Here is a 14,543-nt window from a genome sequence, read left to right on the forward strand (position 1 = left end):
AGCACTGCTTTGAGGTTGCCGGATAAGACTGACGAAGTCAGTAACATATACCTACGGCAAGGCGACGTTGACGTAGTTTGAAGAGATTTTCGAAGAGTATTATTCATCTTCGTCATCATCGAAGTCCGCTAACAGATCATTAACTTTCACAATGCTTTCTGCAGCACGGATCTTATAGTCCGCATCTGCGCCTGTCAGGCTCGCATTGATAAATTCAATCACCATTGGAAGATTCATCCCTGCGTAAAGTTCGATGTCACGACCTTCCATAATCAAACGACTGACCACGTTACACGGTGTTCCACCGAGAAGATCCGCAAAAACTAGGAAATCATCTAACCCTTCAATAACAGCTTCAAATTTAGCAGTAAATTCTTCTGGGCTATCTTCTGGAAGAAGAGCTACTGTGTAAATGTTGTCTTGTGGGCCCATAATCATTTCTGTGCTACCTCTAAGCTCCTCACAGAAGCGACCATGGCTCACCAAAATTAATGATTTAGTCATAAGGAATTACATTCCAAATGCAAAGTGACCAAGGGCAGAAAGAGCCAAAGCAAGTACGATAATAATACCGATAGCTTTAGTAGAGTTCATACCTTTCTTACCAAGCAACCAGAAGATAAAGGCAGTAAAGATTGCTGGAAGCAAACGTGGGAAGATTTGGTTCAAGATGTCTTGGAAATCAATCATCTTTTCACCGATTGGCAACTTGTAAGAAATTTCAAAGTTAATCACTGTTGCTACAAGAGCACCCATCATGAAGACACCAAGTACAGATGCAGCGTCAATCAAAGCTGTCAAGGTACTTTGCATATTGTTGATAAGGTTAACCCCTTCTTTGTAAGCAAATTCCAACTGTTTCCAACGGAAGATGTCATAGGCTACTGCAACTGCAATCCAAAGGAAGATCCCCCAAGGTTGGCCAGCGATAGCCATAGTTGCTGCGACTGACCCCATGATAGCAGGTACAAGTGAACCAAAGATTGTATCCCCAAGAGGAGCGAATGGTCCCATCAAACCTGTCTTGATACCGTTAACGGCGTCTTTTGAACCTACACCATCTTTTTCTTCCATGGCAAGGTCAAAACCAGCGATAATGGTATGGAAGAATGGCGAAGTATTGAAGAATTGAGTATGAACTTTCATCATTTCTTTCAATTCAGGAGTGCCATCACCATACATTTTACGCAACTGAGGCAAGATCATGTAAAGGTAACCAGAAGCTTGCATACGTTCGTAGTTCCAACCTAATTGGAAAGTAAACAAGCTACGTTTGTTGATTTGATTAAAATCTTCTTTTGTTAGTTTGTAATTAGAATTCGTCATCTTCGATTTCCCCACTTTCTGATGGTGTAGAAGGTGCTGCTACAGCTACTTTTTGGCTATTTTTGAAGTGAAGCACTGCAAGGAAAATACCTACGATAGAGATACCAATCATAGACAATCCTTTGAAGTTGTTCACGAAACCAATTTTTTCAGCAACTTCAGCAGGAAGAGTACCTACGATACCAGCAACAGCGCCACCAAGACCTGTTACATATGAGTAAAGAACAGTCAACATAGCTGTCAAACCAAATCCCATAGCAAGGTAATGAAGGTTACGTTTAACTGGAAGGTAACGAAGCAAGATTGCAAATCCAAGACCTGGAAGCATACGTCCTGCGAGTGTCAAACCATCTGCAACCCATTGGTATTTTGTAACGAAGTCTACTACGCCTTGTACAAATTCACCACCAAAAGCAAGGGCAAAGAAGACTGGAAGGGCACGAGATAAAGCCCAAGGAATCGCACCAAGCAAGTAGTTGCGTTCAATACCTTTATAGTCAAAGCGTTCGATGGCAGCATCCACACGGTGAGCGAAGAAGGTAGTAGTCATACGACCAAGAACGTCGAAGTAAGTCAAGAGAGTTGCTACTGGTACAGCGATTGTAGTAATGGCAAGCGGTGCATCAATTCCTTGTGAAACAGAGAAGGCTGTCGCAAGAACCGCACCAGAAGTTGCGTCGATACGAGAAGCACCACCGAAGGTACCAACCCCAAGAACGAACAGTTGCAAGTTACCACCGATAAGCAAACCAGTAGTCACATCTCCCATGATTAAACCAGTAATGAAACCAGCAAATACAGGGGAACCTGCAGATGAAACGATCGTCAACTCATCACAGATTTGATAAGCTGAGTACAAAGTGAGAAGTAAAATTTGCCACCATTGTATCATAACAATGACCTCCTAAAAAATTTTTTCCTATTTTAATAAGCTCAAAAAGTCTGAAATTGGATCATTTGGAACCATTTGAGCAGTAAGTTTAACACCTTTTTCTGCCAATTTGTGGAAATCTTCCACATCCTTGTCTACTACGTTGATAGAACGTGTGATAGGGCGAGTTTCTGGTGTTTGAGACATATTCCCAACATTAAGGGTTTCAAGTGGTACACCTGCTTCTACCAAACCAAGGAAGCGGTCTGGTTTACGAGCAACGATAAAGAGACGTTGGCTATCGTATTTACCAGCAAGAATATTGGCTGCCGCTTTCTCAATTGGCAAAATACTCAATTTTACACCTGGTGGTGTCGCAAGTTTCAAACCACTCTTTTCAACATCGTTGTTGACAACTTCGTCATCTACAACCATAATACGTGAAACATTTAGTTTTCCAGCCCAAAGATTGGCTACTTGTCCGTGGATCAAACGTCCATCGATACGGCATCCTACAATTGTCATAAGTTTTCCCCCTTTATGTGTTTTAGTGTAGGTTTACGAGTTAAATGAATCTCTTCTTTATATTGGCCCTCTGTTTCAAAGATGATGATGCGGTTGGCACCTTCCTTGAGATAGCTATGAGGGATATAAAGTGAGAGGGTTGGGCCGACGTTCCAAAAACGTCCTAGATTCTGCCCATTGACAAAGGCAACTCCCTTACCAAACTCAGACAAGTCTAGGTAAGTATCTTTTGGCTCTTGGACTGTAAAGTCATAAGCGTAAAAGGCTGGTTGTCCTTGAGTCCATCCTTTTGAAAAATCAATTTTCTTAGGATTGTCTAGTGGGAGTGGATAGTGTTTCCAGTTCAGTAAGAAATGCAAATCCTTACAAACCCCTGTCCGAATTCCCTTACGTTGCGTATCTGCTAAGAACTTATGCCCATAGTTGACACGCCCCATATTTTCTATCAATATGTCAATCCTAGATAACGCTTTCTTTTCACCTTGATAAAAAATATCTTCCCCAATCTCTGTCTGATATTGGGTTTTAATCCACTGACCATCGACATACAGCTGGGCCCTATCTCGACCGTCAATGATACGAAGTCTTTCTTCTTCTGCATCCCAGTTTGTTTCTGTTCGATAGAGTAAGTAACCATAGCTTTGTCCCAGCTCCTCCATCTTTTTAGGATAGAGGCTTTCTACTGGACTTGACAAGCTATCCAAGGTTTCAAACAAGGAAACTTTTTCTACTATTGGTATAGCATCCAACTCCATACTCTCTTTGTAGAGTGGTTCCAACTGCGGATACTCTGAAAAATGTGTTGCCATCATCTTCTTGACTGCAAGATATTTAGCAGTTGGATTTCCTTCTTCATCCAGAAGGGCATCGTAATCATAAGATGTAACTTGTGGCAGGTCCAAAGTTCCTCGAGCTGAGCAACCATTCATGAAACCAAAGTTTGTACCACCGTGGAACATGTAAAGATTGATAGAGCCTTGTTCCAAAACCTCTCGAACTGCATCTGCCAATTCCTTAGGATCCCGTGTGATAATCGGTTCTTTCCAGCGATTGAACCAACCATCCCAGAACTCCATACACATGAGTGGCCATTTCTTACCATGTTCATCAAAGAATTCCTGCATCTGCGAAAAGTTGTAAGGTGCCTTAGAACCAAAGTTTCCTGTTACAAAGAGGTCCTCTTCAATTAAGGTTCCAGCTTTCAGAGTAGCTCGCCATGGACCATCTGATGTAAAGAGGGGACAGGTTACGCCACACTCTTCCATCAACTGTCGAACAGCTCTTAGGTAAGCCTTATCTTCTCCGTAAGAACCATACTCATTTTCAACCTGCATCATGAGGATATTGCCACCATTGTCCAACAGATGTGGAACCAGTCGTGGCAAGAGCTGGTCATAATAGCGACCGACAGCCTCAATATAGGCTGGATCTGAGGAACGAATCCTCATATCCTTGGTTAAAAGCCAAGCCGGTAAGCCACCGAATTCCCACTCCGCACAGATAAAGGGAGAGGGCCGTACAATAGCGTAGAGACCCAAGTCTTGCGCTGTCTGTAGAAATCGCTCCAAATCCAGAGCCCCTTCAAAGTGAAACTCGCCCTCACGAGGCTCGTGTAAATTCCAAGCCACATAAGTCTCTACCGTATTAAAACCAAGAGCCTTCAAGTTATAGAGCGAATGATACCAATCCTCTGGAGGAACCCTAAAATAATGAATGGCGCCAGATAAAATCTTGAACGGTTTCCCATCTAAATAGAAATCGTCTCGTATCTCAAATCGTGTCATAAAACTACCTTCTGACTGCGAAAGTTTGCGCTTTCATTTGTTGTTATAGTCATTATAAACCAATCTGTTTGAATTGTCAATAGAAATTGTAGGGATATTTACTGCAATTTTACTATTATACACACGTTCAATTAATTTCAAACATTTTCAGACCCATTTCAAACGCTCTTTAAATTCGGAATAGAGAACCTAAAATAATTTTGCACAAAATACATTTATAAAATACGTACAATGCCTATGTAACTTAATTTTTTAATCTGTTATCTAATTTTTTATTCAAAAGACTACTATTTTTTTCGCTTTTATGGTAAAATTTTCTATGGAGAAGGAAAATAGAGGTAAAAATATGGCAATTCCCAAATATCAATACATAAAAGACGAATTAAAAAATAAAATCATCTCTGGGCAGTTTAGCAGTGGAGATAAATTTTACACTGAAGCAGAGCTCATTTCAATGTACGATGTCAGCTCTATCACAGTTGTCCGCGCCTTAAACGACCTTGCTAAAGATGGCTATATTGTCCGCCAACAAGGAAAAGGAACCTTCGTTTCACGTGCACGCAAACACAAGCTTGTAGAGTTTTCAGATATTGAACTCTTTAATGCTAAAGATGATAAGGTAACTGTTCTTTCAATTGAACGCGGAAACAAGCTCGTTTACTTGGAAAAATTGGGTCTACGTGGCGATCAATTCTACTACAAGATTGAACGTATCCGCGAATCAAACGGTGTCGTTTATATCTACCATACATCCTACATCCCAGAACAATATATCAACGCAAATTATCCAAACCTTGAATACTATAGTTCTATCTATAATCGTTTCAAGTTAGACTACCACATTCACATGAATGATGAACACTTTGAAGAAATCAACGAAATAGTCTTTCCAACTCCAGAACATGCGGCTTCAGTCCTCGGAGTCGATGAACAATTCCCTACTGTCCTACAAACTAAAATCACCAAACTCGAATCAACTGGCCAAGTTTTAGAATACAGTGAAACTTACAAACGATCTGATTACTACAAGATTAAATTCATCTCATGTGACCGTGATCACTAAGAAGAAAGCCTGAGCTAATCGCTTGGGCTTTTTCTATGCTTATTATACCACACCAAAAAGGTAGCGCTTACCTATTTTTGGAAAATTCTATAATTTGTGGAATATTTTATAGAAATAGAACCAAAAATTATACTAGATATATATACATATTTTTTCTGACCAATCTGAAATCTTAAGTTTAAATTTTATATTTTTTTATACTTATTATAGTTTTTTGTCATCTCCTCTTGACTCTCGTTAATATAAGAAATAAAATAAAGGCGTTGATTTATATAATCGCTATCAATATAACAATGCAATCAGGAGGTTTTGCAATGAAACATGAAAAACAACAGCGTTTTTCTATTCGTAAATACGCTGTAGGAGCAGCTTCTGTTCTAATTGGATTTGCCTTCCAAGCACAGACTGTTGCAGCCGATGGAGTTACTCCTACTACTACAGAAAACCAACCGACCATCCATACGGTTTCTGATTCCCCTCAACCATCCGAAAATCGGACTGAGGAAACACCTAAAGCAGAGCTTCAACCAGAAACTCCAAAAACTGTAGAAACAGAAACTCCAGCTACTGATAAGGTAGCTAGTCTTCCAAAAACAGAAGAAAAACCACAAGAGGAAGTTAGTTCAATTCCTAGTGATAAAGCAGAAGTGGTAACTCCAACTTCTGCTGAAAAAGAAACTGCTAATAAAAAGGCAGAAGAAGCTAGCCCTAAAAAGGAAGAGCAGAAAGAGGCTAATTCTAAAGAGTCGGATACAGACAAGACTGATAAGTCAGAAGCTGACAAGGAAAAATCAGCTAAAAAAGATGAAACGAAAGCTGAGGCTGACAAACCAGCAACAGAGGCAGGAAAGGAACGTGCTACAACTGAAAATGAAAAATTAGCTAAACGAAAAATCGTTTCAATTGATGCCGGACGTAAATATTTCTCACCTGAGCAACTCAAAGAAATTATCGACAAAGCTAAAGAATATGGTTACACAGATCTTCATCTCTTGGTAGGTAACGATGGCCTCCGTTTCATGTTGGATGATATGTCTATGAAAGTGGGCGATAAAACCTACTCTAATGATGATGTCAAACGCGCCATTGAAAATGGAACAAATGCCTATTACGATGATCCAAATGGTAACCATCTCACTGAAAGTCAGATGACAGATTTGATTAATTATGCCAAAGATAAAGGAATTGGAGTAATTCCAACTGTCAATAGTCCTGGACATATGGATGCTATGCTCCATGCTATGAAAGAACTTGGCATTGAGAATCCTAACTTTGATTATTTTGGTAAAAAATCGGAACGAACTGTTGACTTAAATAATAAACAAGCAGTCGATTTCACAAAAACTCTGATTGACAAATACGCTAACTACTTCTCTAACAAATCTGAAATTTTCAATATTGGACTAGATGAATATGCTAATGATGCGACAGATGCTAAAGGTTGGAGTGTGCTTCAAGCTGATAAATATTATCCAAATGAAGGTTACCCTGAAAAAGGATATGAAAAATTCATCTCTTACGCTAATGATCTCGCTCGTATTGTAAAATCTCACGGTCTCAAACCAATGGCCTTTAACGACGGTATCTACTACAATGGAGACACAAGCTTTGGTAGTTTTGACAAAGACATCATCGTTTCTATGTGGACTGGTGGTTGGGGGGGCTACGACGTTGCTTCTTCTAAACTACTAGCTGAAAAAGGGCACCAAATCCTTAATACCAATGATGCTTGGTACTACGTTCTTGGACGAAACGCTGATGACCAAGGTTGGTACAATCTCGATCAGGGGCTCAATGGTATTAAAAACACACCAATCACTTCTGTACCAAAAACAGAAGGAGCTGATGTCCCAATCATCGGTGGTATGGTAGCTGCTTGGGCCGATACCCCATCTGCACGTTATTCTCCATCTCGCCTCTTCAAACTCATGCGTCATTTTGCAAATGCCAACGCTGAATACTTCGCAGCCAACTATCAACCTGCAGAAAAAGCACTAGAAACTATTCCAAAAGACTTTAACCGCTATACTGCTGAAAGTTTTGCTGCTGTCAAAGAAGCTGAAAAAGCCATCCGTTCACTCGATAGCAACCTCAGTCGTGCTCAACAAGATACCATTAACCAAGCAATTGTTAACCTTCAAGAAGCTATTAAAAACTTAGTCTTTACACCAGAAGCTCAAAAAGAAGAAGATGCTAAACGCGAACTTGAAAAACTGAATAAGAATAAAGTCATTTCCATCGATGCAGGTCGTAAATACTTCTCTTTAGATCAACTCAAACGCATCGTAGACAAGGCCAGCGAGCTCGGCTATTCTGATGCCCATCTCCTTCTAGGAAATGATGGCCTTCGTTTCCTACTCGATGATATGACCATTACTGCCAACGGAAAAACCTACGCTAGTGATGACGTTAAAAAAGCCATTATCGAAGGAACGAAAGCTTACTACGACGATCCAAACGGTACTGCGCTGACACAAACAGAAGTGACAGAGCTTGTTCAATACGCTAAGGAAAAAGGTATTGGTCTAATCCCCGCTATCAATAGTCCAGGACATATGGATGCTATGCTCGTTGCCATGGAAAAACTTGGCATCACGAATCCTCAAGCCAACTTTGATAAGGTCTCAAAAACAACCATGGACCTTGAAAATCAAGAAGCAGTTGGATTTACCAAAGCCCTTATCGGTAAGTATATGGATTACTTTGCTGATAAATCAAAGATATTCAACTATGGTACAGATGAATATGCCAATGATGCGACCAACGCCCAAGGTTGGTATTACCTCAAATGGTATGGACTCTATAACAAGTTCGCAGATTATTCTAACAGCCTAGCTGCTATGGCTAAGGAAAGAGGGCTACAACCAATGGCCTTCAACGATGGCTTCTACTATGAAGACAAGGATGATGCTGAATTCGATAAAGATGTCTTGATTTCTTACTGGTCTAAAGGCTGGTGGGGCTACAACCTTGCATCACCTCAGTATCTAGCAAACAAAGGTTATAAGTTCTTGAATACCAACGGTGACTGGTACTATGTTTTAGGAAATCACAAACAAGATGAAGCTTATCCTCTTTCAAAGGCAATTGAAAATTCTGGAAAAGTTCCATTCAATCAACTAGCTTCTACCAAATATCCTGAAGTTGACCTTCCAACAGTTGGTAGTATGTTAGCTATATGGGCAGATAAACCAAGCGCTGAGTACAAGGAAGAGGAAATCTTTGAACTCATGACTGCCTTTGCAGACCACAACAAAGACTACTTCCGTGCTAATTATAATGCTCTCCGCGAAGAATTGGCTAAGATTCCTACAAACTTAGACGGATACAGCACAGAGAGCCTAGCTGCACTCAAGGCAGCAAAAGATGGACTGAACCTTAACCTCAACCGCAGCAAACAAGCTGAATTAGACGCACTAGTAGGTAAGCTCAAGGCTGCTCTTCAAGGCCTCAAACCAGCTGCAACTCATTCAGGAAGCCTAGATGAAAATGAAGTGGCTGCCAATGTTGAAACCAGACCAGAACTCATCACAAGAACTGAAGAAATTCCATTTAAAGTTATCAAGAAAGAAAATCCTAACCTCCCAGCTGGTCAGGAAAATATTATCACAGCAGGAGTCAAAGGTGAACGAACTCATTACATCTCTGTACTCACTGAAAATGGAAAAACAACAGAAACAGTCCTTGATAGCCAGGTAACCAAAGAAGTTATAAACCAAGTGGTTGAAGTTGGCGCTCCTGTAACTCACAAGGGTGATGAAAGTGGTCTTGCACCAACTACTGAGGTAAAACCTAGACTGGATATCCAAGAAGAAGAAATTCCATTTACCACAGTGACTCGTGAAAATCCACTCTTACTCAAAGGAAAAACACAAGTCATTACTAAGGGTGTCAATGGACATCGTAGCAACTTCTACTCTGTGAGCACTTCTGCCGATGGTAAGGAAGTGAAAACACTCGTAAATAGTGTCGTAGCACAGGAAGCCGTTACTCAAATAGTCGAAGTCGGAACTATGGTAACACATGTAGGCGATGAAAACGGACAAGCCGCTATTGCTGAAGAAAAACCAAAACTAGAAATCCTAAGCCAACCAGCTCCATCAACTGCTCCTGCTGAGGAAAGCAAAGCTCTTCCTCAAGATCCAGCTCCTGTGGTAATAGAGAAAAAACTTCCTGAAACAGGAACTCACGATTCTGCAGGACTAGTAGTCGCAGGACTCATGGCCACACTAGCAGCCTATGGACTCACTAAAAGAAAAGAAGACTAAGTCTTTTCGATAAAAAATAAACAGCGAGATTGAAGCTCGCTGTTTATTTTTTAATTAATCACCTAGTCCAAGACGTTCAAAGATATCATCCACTCGTTTGGTGTAATAAACTGGGTTGAAGATTTCATCGATTTCTTCTTGTGTGAGACGTGATGTTACTTCTGAATCTGCCTCAAGAAGTGGTTTAAAGTCTACTTGGTTGTCCCAAGAGTAGGCTGTTTTTGGTTGCACCAAGTCATAGGCTTGCTCACGGGTCATGCCTTTTTCAATCAATGTCAACATAGCCCGTTGGCTAAAGATAAGACCAAAAGTCGAGTTCATGTTGCGGATCATATTTTCTGGGAAAACTGTCAAGTTCTTGACGATATTTCCAAAACGGTTGAGCATGTAGTCAATCAAAATGGTCGTATCTGGTGTAATGATACGCTCAGCTGATGAGTGGGAAATGTCACGTTCATGCCAGAGAGCGACATTCTCATAAGCCGTAATCATGTGACCACGGATAACACGCGCCAAACCTGTCATGTTTTCAGAACCGATTGGGTTGCGTTTGTGAGGCATTGCAGATGAACCTTTTTGCCCTTTAGCAAAGAATTCTTCCACTTCGCGTTGTTCAGATTTTTGCAAACCACGAATCTCAGTCGCCATACGTTCGATTGAAGTCGCAATGCTGGCAAGAACTGCAAAGTACTCAGCGTGAAGGTCACGAGGAAGGACTTGTGTAGAGATTTCTTGAGCACGGATACCAAGCTTGTTGCAGACATACTCCTCTACAAATGGTGGGATATTGGCAAAGTTCCCAACCGCACCAGAAATCTTACCAGCTTCTACACCAGCAGCCGCATGCTCGAAACGCTCGATATTGCGCTTCATTTCGCTGTACCAAGTCGCCAATTTAAGACCAAAGGTTGTCGGCTCAGCATGCACACCGTGGGTACGCCCCATCATGATGGTGAACTTGTGCTCCTTGGCCTTGTCAGCGATGATATTAGTGAAGTTTTCAAGGTCACGACGGATGATGTCGTTGGCCTGCTTGTAGAGGTAACCATAGGCCGTGTCCACCACGTCAGTAGAAGTCAAGCCATAGTGAACCCACTTGCGCTCTTCACCAAGAGTCTCAGAAACCGCACGCGTGAAAGCCACCACATCGTGGCGCGTCTCCTGCTCAATTTCCAAAATACGGTCGATGTCAAAGTCCGCCTTCTTGCGAATCAAAGCCACATCTTCCTTAGGGATTTCCCCCAACTCAGCCCATGCCTCGTCAGAGAGGATTTCCACCTCAAGCCAAGCACGGTATTTATTTTCTTCACTCCAAATATTCGCCATCTCAGGGCGAGAGTAACGGTTGATCATGTTGTTCATTTTTCCTTTCTTCTTAAGCTGTTGGGAATAAGCTATCTAGGTAAAGCAAGATTTCTACTCAAACTCCTCTTTTCCAATAAACACAGACGGGTAATGATCTAGTATATTCAAATCCGTATCCAGCGGTACATCATAGATAGCTAAATAATTTTCGGGGTATTGTGCAGCTAGTTCTTCATATTTAGCTTGTACCTTATCTTGGTCAGCACTGGCATACAAGACTTCGACAACTGCTCCAGTCTTATCCTTTTCAATAAATGTATTAACGATAATTTGTATCATGAACTTGTCCTAAAAATCAATCCCTTCCCCAAACTCTTCCACACTATCCGGTACATCACTAAACAAAGTCACATGTCCCATCTTACGATTATGCTTTGCTTCTATTTTACCATACATGTGGAGATGGGCGCTTGGATTTTCTGTGACATATTTTTTAGCGACCTCAACATGCTGGCCGAGAACGTTAAGCATGACGGCAGGCGCATGTAGTTTTATGGCTGGCAATGGTGCTCCGAGAACACCGAGAATATGGGTGTCAAACTGAGAGAAATCACAGGCTTCAATAGAGTAATGGCCTGAGTTGTGTGGTCGTGGAGCAATCTCATTGACAATGATGTCATCAGCTGTCGCAAACATTTCCACACAGAGAGTTCCAGACAAGTTGAGTTGTTCTGCGATTCGCACTGCCATAGCTTTAGCCTTGTCTGCTAGACTTTCAGAAATGCGGGCTGGTACGATGGTCTTAGACAGGATATTGTTGCGGTGGATATTTTCCTGAACTGGGAAAAACGTCACCTCCTTGCCATTTCCTGACACGATGACAGAAATCTCAAGGTCAAAGTTGACAAATTCTTCCAAGACGCAGTCTGCTGAGTCTGCTAGCGCATAGGCTGCTTCCAAGTCTGCTTCTGAACGAATAACCTTTTGTCCATGACCATCGTAGCCACCAGTCGCAGTCTTGAGGACATAGTTTTTCGACAAGTCGATATCTGCCAAGTCTAGGCTAGAAGTCACGACCTTGTAGGGTGCCACAGTGACTTGAGCCTTGTTTGACAAAAAGTCCTTTTCAAAAATACGATTTTGCGAAATGCGGAGCAGATCTGTTCCTTGAGGGAGTTGTCCATCCTTGATAACGGCATCCAAACCGTCAGCGTCGACATTTTCAAACTCGTAAGTGAGGACATCGCAACGGTCTGCCAACTGACGGAGGGCGTCCACATCGTTATAAGGTGCCACAATGATTTCCGCCACGCGAGAGGCCGGGCAATCCGCCGCAGGATCCAGCGCGATAACCTTGTGCCCCATGTAGATAGCAGAAATGGCCATCATCTGACCCAGTTGACCGCCACCGATAATTCCGATTGTTTTAGATGAGCTCATTGGTAGACTCCTCTGCGATTTTTCCTTGTTCTTCTGCAAAATCTGCCAAAGCCGTCGCGATAGCTTGATCCTCTACTGAAAGAAGACGGAGGGCAAAGAGAGCTGCGTTAGTCGCTCCAGCTTCACCGATAGCCATGGTCGCAACAGGCACCCCACCCGGCATCTGAACGATAGAATAGAGTGAATCCACTCCACTAAGAGCACGAGACTTGACTGGCACACCAATGACTGGAAGGGTTGTTTTGGCAGCTACCATGCCTGGCAAATGCGCTGCGCCACCAGCACCTGCGATGATGACCTTGATGCCACGGCTACGAGCTTCTTCGGCATGTCTGAACATGAGGTCTGGTGTGCGGTGGGCAGAGACAACCTTCTTCTCGTAGGCTACACCGAAGCGGTCTAGGACTTCTGCTGTTTTTTGCATGGTTACCCAGTCGGATTTTGAGCCCATGATGATGGAAATAATTGGTTTAGTCATAATTTTTCCTTTTTTCTTCTTTTTTGATAATGGTCTTAGGTGGTGGGGACGGAAGCAAACCTTCGGTTTCATTCCTAAACTTTGAGCCTAAGGTCTCAAAGTTTCCCCCTGACCAGAACATTCACTGTTCTGGTCTTTTCACCACGACGACCATTATCGTGTTTGGCGACTACGGCGCGTTATTCTTATATCTTTACTTAATTGCCTTGCTTCCGATATCTGTTCGGTAGAAGAGTCCTTCTATTTTTTGTTGGGATAGTTCTTGGTAGATGCTGGCTTGGGCTTCTTTGACGGTGGCTGCTGTGGTAACGAGCATATAAACTCGTCCGCCGTTTGAGATCAGTGCTCTGCTATTTTCCGCAAACTTAGCCCCTGCATAGTAGGTGATGACATCGCCTTCTGTCTTGGCTGGCAACTCAACGCCCCTTTCATAGTCTAGCGGGTAGCCCTTGGATGCGACAACCACACCCAGAGTCACACCCTTGTCCGTCCACATGATATTTGGCTCCTTGCTATCCAGGATATCTGTGATATTTTGAGCAAAGTCAGAGGTCAAGCGAGGCAAGATAATCTGAGTTTCTGGATCTCCGAACCGAGCGTTGAACTCAATGACTTTGGGTCCATCAGCTGTCAGGATAAGCCCTGCGTAAAGAACTCCCAGATAAGGGCGACCTTCTTTAATCATCCCTTCTAGAACTGGCTTGACAATGGTGTCAACCGCTGTATCAACTACACTCTGTGGTAAGTGTGGAACTGGCGCATAGGCACCCATACCACCCGTGTTAGGCCCTTTGTCGCCATCGTAGGCACGTTTGTGGTCCTGAGCCGTTGGCATGATGTAGAACTTATCACCATTGACAAAGGCAAAGAGTGAAAATTCCTCTCCTTCAAGGAATTCCTCAATAACCACGCGCGCACCTGAGTCACCAAATTTATTGTCCAAAAGCATCTCATGAGCGGCTTCGACCGCTTGCTCAACCGTCTCAGCAACGACGACACCCTTCCCAAGCGCCAAGCCATCCGCCTTGACTACGATAGGCGCACCCTGCTTTTCGATATAGGCCTTTGCTTCCTCGAAATCTGAAAATGTGCCATAGGCTGCTGTCGAAACACCATATTTGACCATGATTTCCTTGGCAAAATCCTTGGACCACTCCAGCTCCGCTGCAGCCCTAGTCGGACCAAAGGCCTTAAGCCCAGCTTGGTTAAAATCATCCACGATACCAGCAGCAAGGGCATCATCTGGACCGATAAAGGTCCAAGCAACATCATTGGCCTTTGCGAAGTCAATCAATTTAGAATGTTCGGAAATAGAGATATTTACCAATTCCAAACCATCCAGAGTCATCCCATCATTCCCAGGAGCTACAAAGACTTTTTCCACGTCTTTTGATTCAAATAACTTTTTAGCAATCGCATGCTCACGACCACCAGAACCGACAACAAGCAGTTTCATTCCTCAACCTCTTTTGCGAATTATTTA

Annotated in this window: 12 protein-coding genes; 2 read left to right on the forward strand and 10 right to left on the reverse strand. The window is 42.5% G+C overall.

All coding sequences use genetic code 11. From position 1 onward, the window contains the following. Positions 1-99 precede the first annotated feature (99 nt). The 5 genes from HT715_RS06175 to HT715_RS06195 are packed head-to-tail and all read right to left on the reverse strand — an operon-like array spanning position 100 to position 4,506. Complete coding sequence (locus tag HT715_RS06175; RefSeq protein WP_023932930.1) at positions 100-504, reverse strand: PTS sugar transporter subunit IIA; 405 nt, start codon at positions 502-504, stop codon at positions 100-102. Between the two features lie 6 nt (positions 505-510). Further along, positions 511-1,326, reverse strand: coding sequence for a PTS system mannose/fructose/sorbose family transporter subunit IID (locus HT715_RS06180; protein WP_000185297.1), 816 nt, complete (start codon positions 1,324-1,326; stop codon positions 511-513). Continuing rightward, entirely contained in the window at positions 1,313-2,218 is a 906-nt protein-coding gene (locus HT715_RS06185) for a PTS mannose/fructose/sorbose/N-acetylgalactosamine transporter subunit IIC (protein WP_000617008.1), read from the reverse strand. The genes HT715_RS06180 and HT715_RS06185 overlap by 14 nt, the downstream gene beginning before the upstream one ends. 27 nt (positions 2,219-2,245) lie before the next feature. Beyond that, a complete protein-coding gene (locus HT715_RS06190; RefSeq protein ID WP_000156972.1) occupies positions 2,246-2,722 on the reverse strand; it encodes a PTS system mannose/fructose/N-acetylgalactosamine-transporter subunit IIB in 477 nt (158 codons plus the stop codon). Then, a complete protein-coding gene (locus HT715_RS06195; RefSeq protein ID WP_023932928.1) occupies positions 2,719-4,506 on the reverse strand; it encodes a beta-galactosidase in 1,788 nt (595 codons plus the stop codon). Before HT715_RS06195 ends, HT715_RS06190 begins: the two co-directional genes overlap by 4 nt. Positions 4,507-4,852: 346 nt before the next feature. Here HT715_RS06195 and HT715_RS06200 point away from each other — a divergent pair, with 346 nt between their 5' ends. Together HT715_RS06200 and strH are read left to right on the forward strand one after the other, a co-directional pair. After that, positions 4,853-5,569, forward strand: a complete 717-nt coding sequence (locus HT715_RS06200; RefSeq protein ID WP_001007202.1) for a GntR family transcriptional regulator — start codon at positions 4,853-4,855, stop codon at positions 5,567-5,569. 314 nt (positions 5,570-5,883) lie between these two features. Then, positions 5,884-9,837: an LPXTG-anchored beta-N-acetylhexosaminidase StrH gene (gene strH / locus HT715_RS06205; protein ID WP_138707120.1), complete on the forward strand. Its 3,954-nt coding sequence runs from the start codon at positions 5,884-5,886 to the stop codon at positions 9,835-9,837. Positions 9,838-9,891: 54 nt separating this feature from the next. Here the strand turns inward: strH and purB are convergent, their stop codons facing one another. From purB to purD, 5 genes are all read right to left on the reverse strand, one after another. Next, on the reverse strand, positions 9,892-11,190 hold the full coding sequence (gene purB / locus HT715_RS06210) for an adenylosuccinate lyase (protein WP_000610749.1): 1,299 nt from the start codon (positions 11,188-11,190) through the stop codon (positions 9,892-9,894). A gap of 63 nt (positions 11,191-11,253) precedes the next feature. Beyond that, entirely contained in the window at positions 11,254-11,481 is a 228-nt protein-coding gene (locus HT715_RS06215; RefSeq protein WP_023935448.1) for a hypothetical protein, read from the reverse strand. A gap of 9 nt (positions 11,482-11,490) precedes the next feature. After that, the gene (gene purK, locus HT715_RS06220) at positions 11,491-12,582 is read right to left on the reverse strand and encodes a 5-(carboxyamino)imidazole ribonucleotide synthase (protein WP_023935450.1); all 1,092 of its coding nucleotides are present in this window, start codon (positions 12,580-12,582) and stop codon (positions 11,491-11,493) included. Beyond that, positions 12,569-13,060: a 5-(carboxyamino)imidazole ribonucleotide mutase gene (gene purE, locus HT715_RS06225; protein ID WP_023935452.1), complete on the reverse strand. Its 492-nt coding sequence runs from the start codon at positions 13,058-13,060 to the stop codon at positions 12,569-12,571. Before purE ends, purK begins: the two co-directional genes overlap by 14 nt. A gap of 193 nt (positions 13,061-13,253) precedes the next feature. Beyond that, positions 13,254-14,516, reverse strand: coding sequence for a phosphoribosylamine--glycine ligase (purD, locus tag HT715_RS06230; RefSeq protein ID WP_054392662.1), 1,263 nt, complete (start codon positions 14,514-14,516; stop codon positions 13,254-13,256). Positions 14,517-14,543 lie beyond the last annotated feature (27 nt).

This window comes from Streptococcus sp. 4155, assembly GCF_013276695.1.
Taxonomy (GTDB): domain Bacteria; phylum Bacillota; class Bacilli; order Lactobacillales; family Streptococcaceae; genus Streptococcus; species Streptococcus pseudopneumoniae.

What these genes read in the sequence shown, in the direction of transcription:
- HT715_RS06175 (WP_023932930.1), bottom strand. Translation starts at nt 504, where the DNA reads ATGACTAAATCATTAATTTTGGTGAGCCATGGTCGCTTCTGTGAGGAG.
- HT715_RS06180 (WP_000185297.1), bottom strand. Translation starts at nt 1,326, where the DNA reads ATGACGAATTCTAATTACAAACTAACAAAAGAAGATTTTAATCAAATC.
- HT715_RS06185 (WP_000617008.1), bottom strand. Translation starts at nt 2,218, where the DNA reads ATGATACAATGGTGGCAAATTTTACTTCTCACTTTGTACTCAGCTTAT.
- HT715_RS06190 (WP_000156972.1), bottom strand. Translation starts at nt 2,722, where the DNA reads ATGACAATTGTAGGATGCCGTATCGATGGACGTTTGATCCACGGACAA.
- HT715_RS06195 (WP_023932928.1), bottom strand. Translation starts at nt 4,506, where the DNA reads ATGACACGATTTGAGATACGAGACGATTTCTATTTAGATGGGAAACCG.
- HT715_RS06200 (WP_001007202.1), top strand. Translation starts at nt 4,853, where the DNA reads ATGGCAATTCCCAAATATCAATACATAAAAGACGAATTAAAAAATAAA.
- strH (WP_138707120.1), top strand. Translation starts at nt 5,884, where the DNA reads ATGAAACATGAAAAACAACAGCGTTTTTCTATTCGTAAATACGCTGTA.
- purB (WP_000610749.1), bottom strand. Translation starts at nt 11,190, where the DNA reads ATGATCAACCGTTACTCTCGCCCTGAGATGGCGAATATTTGGAGTGAA.
- HT715_RS06215 (WP_023935448.1), bottom strand. Translation starts at nt 11,481, where the DNA reads ATGATACAAATTATCGTTAATACATTTATTGAAAAGGATAAGACTGGA.
- purK (WP_023935450.1), bottom strand. Translation starts at nt 12,582, where the DNA reads ATGAGCTCATCTAAAACAATCGGAATTATCGGTGGCGGTCAACTGGGT.
- purE (WP_023935452.1), bottom strand. Translation starts at nt 13,060, where the DNA reads ATGACTAAACCAATTATTTCCATCATCATGGGCTCAAAATCCGACTGG.
- purD (WP_054392662.1), bottom strand. Translation starts at nt 14,516, where the DNA reads ATGAAACTGCTTGTTGTCGGTTCTGGTGGTCGTGAGCATGCGATTGCT.